The organism is Pusillimonas sp., from assembly GCF_029263785.1.
Classification (GTDB): Bacteria; Pseudomonadota; Gammaproteobacteria; order Burkholderiales; family Burkholderiaceae_B; genus Pusillimonas.
In genome coordinates, this window is sequence record NZ_JAJUFE010000077.1 from 1 (window position 1) to 7,880 (window position 7,880).

8 protein-coding genes and 1 pseudogene are annotated in these 7,880 nt (G+C 57.4%); 7 read left to right on the forward strand and 2 right to left on the reverse strand.

Translation table 11 applies throughout. The features are described from left to right. The coding region (locus Q1J88_RS12420; protein ID WP_301118042.1) for a hypothetical protein at nt 1-205 on the forward strand (205 nt) is incomplete at its 5' end. A gap of 165 nt (nt 206-370) precedes the next feature. Here Q1J88_RS12420 and rpoH read toward each other — a convergent pair. Then, a complete protein-coding gene (gene rpoH / locus Q1J88_RS12425; RefSeq protein ID WP_301118043.1) occupies nt 371-1,252 on the reverse strand; it encodes an RNA polymerase sigma factor RpoH in 882 nt (293 codons plus the stop codon). Between the two features lie 336 nt (nt 1,253-1,588). Here rpoH and Q1J88_RS12430 point away from each other — a divergent pair, with 336 nt between their 5' ends. From Q1J88_RS12430 to Q1J88_RS12450, 5 genes are read left to right on the forward strand one after another with little or no spacing between them, the layout of a single operon-like run. Beyond that, on the forward strand, nt 1,589-2,212 hold the full coding sequence (locus Q1J88_RS12430) for a PepSY-associated TM helix domain-containing protein (RefSeq protein ID WP_301118044.1): 624 nt from the start codon (nt 1,589-1,591) through the stop codon (nt 2,210-2,212). Nucleotides 2,213-2,214: 2 nt separating this feature from the next. After that, entirely contained in the window at nt 2,215-2,739 is a 525-nt protein-coding gene (locus tag Q1J88_RS12435) for a DUF2271 domain-containing protein (protein WP_301118045.1), read from the forward strand. A gap of 34 nt (nt 2,740-2,773) precedes the next feature. After that, nucleotides 2,774-3,574, forward strand: coding sequence for a DUF4198 domain-containing protein (locus tag Q1J88_RS12440; RefSeq protein ID WP_301118046.1), 801 nt, complete (start codon nt 2,774-2,776; stop codon nt 3,572-3,574). After that, the gene (locus tag Q1J88_RS12445; RefSeq protein WP_301118047.1) at nt 3,534-4,553 is read left to right on the forward strand and encodes an FAD:protein FMN transferase; all 1,020 of its coding nucleotides are present in this window, start codon (nt 3,534-3,536) and stop codon (nt 4,551-4,553) included. The genes Q1J88_RS12440 and Q1J88_RS12445 overlap by 41 nt, the downstream gene beginning before the upstream one ends. After that, entirely contained in the window at nt 4,547-5,875 is a 1,329-nt protein-coding gene (locus Q1J88_RS12450; protein ID WP_301118049.1) for a sulfite reductase subunit alpha, read from the forward strand. The genes Q1J88_RS12445 and Q1J88_RS12450 overlap by 7 nt, the downstream gene beginning before the upstream one ends. A gap of 2 nt (nt 5,876-5,877) precedes the next feature. Here the strand turns inward: Q1J88_RS12450 and Q1J88_RS12455 are convergent, their stop codons facing one another. Continuing rightward, nucleotides 5,878-6,315, reverse strand: coding sequence for a MarR family transcriptional regulator (locus Q1J88_RS12455; protein ID WP_301118050.1), 438 nt, complete (start codon nt 6,313-6,315; stop codon nt 5,878-5,880). A 296-nt stretch (nt 6,316-6,611) separates the two neighbouring features. On the opposite strand from Q1J88_RS12455, the pseudogene Q1J88_RS12460 reads away from it, so the two are divergent. Beyond that, nucleotides 6,612-7,880 (forward strand): annotated as a pseudogene (locus tag Q1J88_RS12460) (indolepyruvate ferredoxin oxidoreductase); the annotation flags it as partial.

Consider the following 7,880-nt stretch of genomic DNA (forward strand, 5'->3'; position numbering starts at 1 on the left):
CGCCCTGCTTGGCAGCGCCTCGTATCCGATTCTTGTTCATCGGCTCGCAGCTTACGTTCCACGCTTCCTTCCCACACTCGGTCGCCCTTGTGCAGTTGCGCTTCACTTCATTCGCTGTGATCAACTTATGGCGGGACTTGCTCCCGCAGGAGTGCGCCCATGCTGGGCGCACAAAAAAAGGGACACCATTGTTGGTGTCCCGTAAGCATCCGCTTCGAAAGGGAGGGGATTGAGGAGAAGCAGAAGCGGACGTTAGAACAAAATACAACCGGAGTTGTACTCAGCATTGCTCATATTGTTTAGTCCGCTCCAGATGCCTTTAGTTCTACCCCCACCCGACTATTTTGTAACTGTTTGTAGTTTTATTGATTTATTCAGTGAGCGCCGCGCGCATTTTCTTGAAAGCAGCAGCTTCGATCTGCCGAATACGCTCCGCAGACACACCAAATTCGGCAGCCAGCTCGTGCAATGTGGCTCCGCCTTCGTCTTGCAGCCACCTGGCTTCAACGATACGACGCGAGCGAGCGTCGAGGGTCTCTAACGCCGACAGCAAGCCCTTGCCGTGCAGATCATCGCGAGCGCGACGCTCCAATACCTGCGAGGGTTCGTCAACTTCATCGGCAAGATAACTGATGGGTGCAAAATCGTCGGAGTCGTCTTGCTGCGCCTCGAGCGCCAGTTCGCGACCCGAAAGACGAACTTCCATTTCGCTAACGTCTTCAGGGCGCACGTTGAGCTCGCGTGCGATGTCGTCTACCTGCTCGGGGTCAAGAGTCTGACCATCGGGACGCATGCGACGCAGGTTGAAGAACAGCTTGCGCTGTGCCTTGGTCGTGGCAATCTTGACCATGCGCCAGTTGCGCACGATATATTCGTGAATTTCAGCCTTGATCCAATGAACGGCAAACGACACCAGGCGCACGCCACGGTCAGGGTCGAAACGCTTGACTGCCTTCATCAGGCCGACATTACCTTCTTGTATGAGGTCGGCGTGAGCCAGGCCGTACCCCAGGTACTGGCGGGAAATCGAAACCACCAGCCGCAAGTGCGACAACACAAGCTGGCGGGCAGCATCCAGATCGGCTTTATCACGCAGACGATACGCGAGATCGGTTTCCTGCTCTTGGGTCAGCATCGGCAGGCGATTTACGGCTCCAATATAGGCTTCGATCGTGCCCAGTGCGCCAGGGTTCGACACTGCCATGGCCAATGCACTGTTTGATAAAGCCAAAGATTGGGATTGAGCTGTCATTAGTTGGACTATCCTTTTTTGGATTGTGGTCAACGACACATGATGTTTATGATTATGATATTAGCACTCTACGCTAACGAGTGCTAATTGTAAGACCTTGTGAATCGGTAAAAGTTTCACTCGATTTGTTCTTTTCTGCAGCATCTCCCTCGCGCTGCAGACGGGGCGCCGGTCACCAGTTTTTTCTTGCTTTCTCCCTCCTGACCAGCTGAATTCCTTGGATATTTCGAACGCGGTTTTTGTTCCCGAAAATTGCATCGGCCACATCCCGTCCGCACATGATAATGATTATTGTTTGATGTAGAATGCGTGATCCAATCTTGCCGACATTCAGGGATGAACGCACGCATTTCACGCCGCTCATATTGGCTCAAGACTCTGCATCAATGGCACTGGATGAGCGCTGCGCTCAGCCTGGCGGGTCTGATCGTCTTTGCAGCCACGGGCATCACACTCAATAACGCCGCCTGGATCGAGGCCAGTCCCACCGTGGAATCCCGCTCGGCAACACTGCCGGATGATCTGAGATCCACATTGGTGGACATGGCTGACAAAGCGGCTACCGTAGCGCTTCCCCGGGAGGCCGAGCGCTGGCTGGATAACGAGTTCAATATCCGCGTTCGAGGGCGCCCAGCCGAGTTTTCTGCGGACGAAGTGTATGTCGGCCTGCCCGAACCGGGAGCGGACGCGTGGCTTGCGATCAGCCTGCCCGATGGCCACGTGGAATACGAACGCAACGCTCGCGGCTGGGTGGCTTATTTCAACGACCTGCACAAGGGACGCAATACGGGCGCTGCCTGGAGCTGGTTCATCGATATATTCGCCGCCGCATGCCTTATGTTTGCGGTGACCGGCCTGTTTCTTATGACGATGCACGCCACAAATCGCCGGGCGACCTGGCCGTTGACCGGGCTGGGTGTGCTGATTCCCCTTGTTTTGATGCTTCTCTGGGTGCATTGACCATGAAACTGTCACTTAAAGCGACACTTGCCTCTATATTGGCCGGCCTTTACGCATCGAGCGGACACGCTGCAGGGCTCGAGATACAGGTAGAAATACCCAGGATTGATGTTGCGGAGTACCACCGTCCGTACGTTGCCGTCTGGCTGCAGAGTGCCGACCGCAAGACCGTCCGGGACATTGCCGTCTGGTACGACTACAAGATGCCCAAGGAAGAAGGAAAGAAATGGTTGAAAGACCTGCGGCAGTGGTGGCGCGTGAGCGGACGAAGCCAGAACGACATGCCCGATGGGATCACAGGCGCGACACAGCCCGTGGGCACCCACTCTATTAAAGTAGCAGACGATCATCCGGCCCTTCGCGAGCTTCCCGCCGGCAAGTACGAAGTCGTCGTCGAAGCGGCGCGAGAAAAAGGGGGCCGTGAGGTATTGCGTCTGCCTCTGCCCTGGCCCCCGGGTTCATCCACGTCGGTCGATGCCAAGGGCGAAACCGAGCTGGGCCAGGTTCGCGCAACGATCCTTCCCTGAAAACAAGAACTCTCACCCTGGAGCCATTCTTCTCATGAACCGCTTACTTCCCGCTCTATTTGCGGCCACCCTGCTGGTCCCCGCTGTCGCGCAGGCTCACGATGTCTGGCTCGAGCCTTCGTCGACCGTCCTTTCGGGCGACGAAGCCCGAATTACAGTCGATGCCGGTTCGGGCAACGATAAGTTCTACTACAACCATCGCCCCCTGGCGTTGAACGACCTGGTCATCACCAGTCCGTCTGGCAAGACCCTCGAACCCGAAAATCAGTTCACGGGCGCGCTTCGCAGCGGCTTTGACGTTACGTTGACGGAAGACGGCACCTACAGAATTGCAGTGGCCGGCCAAGGCGTTTTTGCCCGTTGGAAGGAAGGCGATCAGAACAAACGCTGGTACGGCAAGCCCGAAGACCTGGACAAGCACGTCCCCAAAGACGCGCAAGACCTGATGGTACGGGAACGAGTCCAACGCATCGAAACATTCGTCACCAAAGGCAATCCTACCGATCTCGAACCCGTCAGCAAAGGTTTGGCGCTGACGGGCAACACTCACCCCAATGACCTGTATGCCGGCGAAACCGCCGAGTTTGTGTTGACACTTGATGGCGAGCCCGCACGCAACCTGCAGGTGGAAATCGTACGCGACGGCGCCCGTTATCGTGACGCCGTCGAAGAGATTGTTGTCCTGACCGACGACCAGGGCCGCTTTGAAGTAAGGTGGCCGCAAGCCGGCCTGTATTGGCTCCACGCTGATATACAGGACAAACAGACGTCGACCCCTGCCGCGCAGGATCGCAATGTCGCGTACGTGGCCACACTGGAAGTTCTGCCCGAATAGCCATGGCATGAGCATCCACGAAACGGTCGCGCCCCTGTACAAATCGCTGTCGGGGTCCTCTATGGGCACCAGTTGGACAGTGAAACTACGCGACTCCGGCATTGATCTCGCCCGCTTGAATTCTGACATCCAGGCAGCTCTGGATGAGATCGTCGCACAAATGAGCACCTGGGACCCGGCCAGTGCAATCAGCCGCCTCAATCAGTCCGAAACCGGCTGGTATCAGGTGCCGTCTGCTTTATTCCATGTACTGAGTCATGCGCTAGAACTGGCAGAAGCCTCAAGCGGCGCCTATGACCCTACCGTGGGCCAACTCGTAAACCTCTGGGGCTTCGGACCTTCAGGCCCCGTCGATACTCCACCGCCGGACCACGCCATTCGCCTGGCCCTGACACATACGGGATGGCAGCGTACGGCACTCGACCACCGTTACCGAGCAGTATGGCAACCAGGGGGCATGCATTTCGATCTTTCATCGATTGCAAAAGGGTTCGGCGCAGACGAAGTCTCTCGCGTACTGGATGCAGCCGGCATCACGGACTACCTGGTGGAACTGGGGGGCGAAGTCACAGCCAGGGGAGCTGGTCCGGCCGGAACTCACTGGGCGCTCAACATTGAAACTCCCGCTTTGGCCGAGCAAATTCCCATCGTCCTCAAGAACATCTCTGTCGCCACCTCCGGCGACTATCGTCGATTCTTCATGTACCAGGGGCACCGCATGGCCCATACCATCAATGCACGTTGCGGGACGCCTGTTGCGCATCCTTTGGCGTCAGTCACGGTTTTGCACCCTCAATGCATGATGGCAGATGGACTGGCCACGGCGCTGCTCGCGATGGGGCCGGAGAAGGGATTCGCACATGCCCGCCACAGTAAAGTGGCGGCACTTTTCATGACGCGTCATCCCACTGACTTCGCCGTCTCCTGGACCGACGAGTTTGCGGCCCTCGCCGGGATGAATCGCACCGAATCATGCTAGCTGACAGCGCTATTGCCCTTGCCGCCGTGGCGGTCTGGTTCATCCTGCTCTGGTATTGCTGGATCAGGCCATCCCGGCGTCACAGAAAGCCCGCAATACAGATAGCGTCAGCCGCCGACACGACGGCTATCGTCTATGCCAGCCAAACGGGTACCGCCCTGCACCTGGCCCAGCGCACGGCTGACGGATTCGGCCAGCAAGCAACCCTGCTCGCCATTGACGCCATTACTCCCGCACAGCTATCTGAATTCCGTCGCGCCCTGTTCATTGTCTCCACTTATGGTGAAGGCGACCCTCCTGACATGGCCCAGCAGTTTTACCGGGCGATGTCGGCGCACCGTCAGGAAGAAAGGAAACTGGAAGGTCTGGAAGCAGGCATATTGGCCTTGGGCGACGACGATTATCAGCATTATTGTGGCTTCGGCGTTGCGCTTGAAACATGGTTGCGTCAACAAGGAGCCGCCCTGTTGTTCAACACTGTAAAGGTAAATCGCTGCAACGCCGCTGATCTGCACCTATGGGAAACACGCCTGGCCGACCATTTTCAGGTTGTACTGGGCGACGAGGCTCCATTTCATGCCTGGACACTCGTGGAACGAACGCTGCTCAACCCGGCAGGACTGGGCCGACCTTGCTTCGAGCTCACGTGGAAACCGGCCAATGACCAGATACCCCCCTGGAGCGCAGGCGACATTGCCCAGCTGCGCATCGGAGACGCGGGCGAGACTCGAGAGTATTCCATTGCGTCCGTTCCGGCCGAAGGACACCTCCGACTGCTTGTACGTCAACATCAGGCGCCCGATGGCACTCCGGGCCTGGGAAGCGGTTGGCTTTGCGCACAACTGCCTGTCGGGCACCAGGCCAAGATTCGCATTCGCCCAAATCCCCTGTTCCACGCTCCAGACGATGATCGGCCTGCCGTTTTTATCGGCAACGGCACCGGAATTGCGGGCTTGCGCTCGCTGCTGCAGGAACGGATAAACCGTGGCCATTACGACAACTGGCTCATTTTCGGCGAGCGTAGCCGAAACACCGACTTCCACTGGGCCGGATTGCTGGAATCATGGCAACAGGACGGATATCTGCAACGTATGGATCTGGCTTTCTCGCGGGAACAGGCCGGAAAGCGCTACGTACACCACCTGTTGCAGGATTCTGCTGAGGCAGTCGCCAACTGGGCCGCTCGCGGCGCTGTATTTTATGTATGTGGAAGCAAAGACGGCATGGCCCAGGACGTCGACCGTGCCCTGCGCGAGCTGCTTGGCAAGCACGGCTATGAAGACCTTGTAGATCGCCGGGGCTACCGGCGCGACGTATATTGAATTTACCGCTTGATAATGTCGCGTAACATGTCCACCAGGCGGTCAGCGTGGTCGGGGTCAAGCTTTTCGAGCAGGCGATGTTGATGCTCCATGGCCTGATCACACAGGCCACTGATAAGCCGGCTGCCCTTGGCTGTAATCTGTACCAGCGTCTGCCTGCGGTCTATATTCGACGTCTTCAAGGTGACGAGGCCCTCGGCTTCGAGGCGCGGCAGCACCTTGCTTAGAGTCGGTTGCTTTGTTACCGCAAGCTCGGCCAGTTCCCCCACCGTTTCGCCCTCACCTTCGACCAGGCTGCCCAGCACCCGCCATTCCGTCACGGTCAGGCCGGCCTTGCGGACTTCCTTGTGAAACTCGTGAGATATTCGATGACTGGCCAATGCAAGCACTGATGCCAGATAGCGATGTACAAACCGAGGTTGCTCCCCGTCCTTATGCATAAAATATTCCTGCCTGCCGCGAAGTTTTCCGGCGAATCCGGCCGCCGGCTCCACCCCGCAAAAATCGTATTCCAAACGTTGCACACCGTCAATGTAATGGTTTGCCCTGATACACAAGCAGCTGTTATTTAAATTAAATTTGAATAATCCATGAATTTTCATGTTTTTATTGACAGCGCCTGAGTCAAACTAATTCGCCGTAGCCTGGATGTCGAACCACCGACCTGCCGGCTCCGGCATTTGTGCGTTTCAGCTTCACCGCTGCCGGTAGAAAAACCTCTCTCTGTGGAGTCACCATGGCAGAACGTTCATTCAAGAAAGAAGTCCAGCAATTGCGCATCGCTCCGGGCGAAGAGTTTCGCGGCGAAGGCATTCTGGCAGTGACCAAAGCCCTTCTTCAATCCGGCGTCAGCTATGTAGCCGGCTACCAGGGCGCCCCTATTTCTCACCTTATGGATGTGTTGGCTGATGCCCAAGACATCCTCGAGGAACTGGGCGTACATTTCGAACACAGCGCTTCGGAAGCCACCGCAGCCGCCACGCTGGCAGCCTCGGTCATGTACCCCGTGCGCGGTGCCGTGACATGGAAATCCACCGTCGGCACCAACGTCGCCTCTGACGCCCTGGCCAACCTTGCCTCTGGCGGCGTGACCGGCGGTGCCCTGGTGATTGTCGGCGAAGACTACGGCGAAGGCTCTTCCATCATGCAGGAGCGCACCCATGCCTTTGCCATGAAATCTCAGATATGGCTGCTCGACCCGCGTCCCAACCTCGAAAGCATGGTCGACGCAGTCGAACATGGGTTCCAGCTATCCGAAGCCAGCAACACGCCTGTTATCTTGCAGTTGCGTATCCGCAGTTGCCACGTCCACGGACGTTTCATCACCAAACCCAACAAGCGCCCCGAGTTTACGCTGGCCGAAGCGCTCGACAACCCGAAGCGTGACGTCAGCCGTATTGTCTTGCCGCCCGCCTCGTTCCTGCATGAGCAGGAAAAGATCAAGAGCCGTTGGCCGGCCGCTGTAAAGTTCATCAAAGAGAACAAGCTCAACGAGTTCACAGAAGGCGATTTCAAGGACATCGGGCTGATCCTGCAGGGCGGTTTGTATAACGGTGTCATCCGCGCCTTGCAACTGCTTGGCCTGGCCGACCATTTCGGCAACAGCCGGATCCCTCTGTACATCATGAACGTCACCTACCCGGTGATCGACGACGAGGTCATCGAGTTCTGTCGCGACAAGAAAGCGGTGCTGATGCTTGAAGAAGGTCAGCCCAACTACATCGAACAGAACATCGCCACCATCCTGCGTCAGGCGGGCATCGACACACTGCTGTCAGGGAAAGACGTGCTGCCGATCGCCGGCGAGTACACTACCGCAGTCATGCGTGACGGTCTCCAGGCTTTCCTCGAAAAACACTTGCCCGAAGCCTTGCCAGTCATCGACGTCGCAGAAGAACCCAAGTCCGATGTATCTGCCAGGTCGACGGCTACCGCCACCGCAACCGGCACCATGCCCGAAATGGAAGAAGACGGCGACATTGCCGTTGAAGAAGACCAGGGGCCG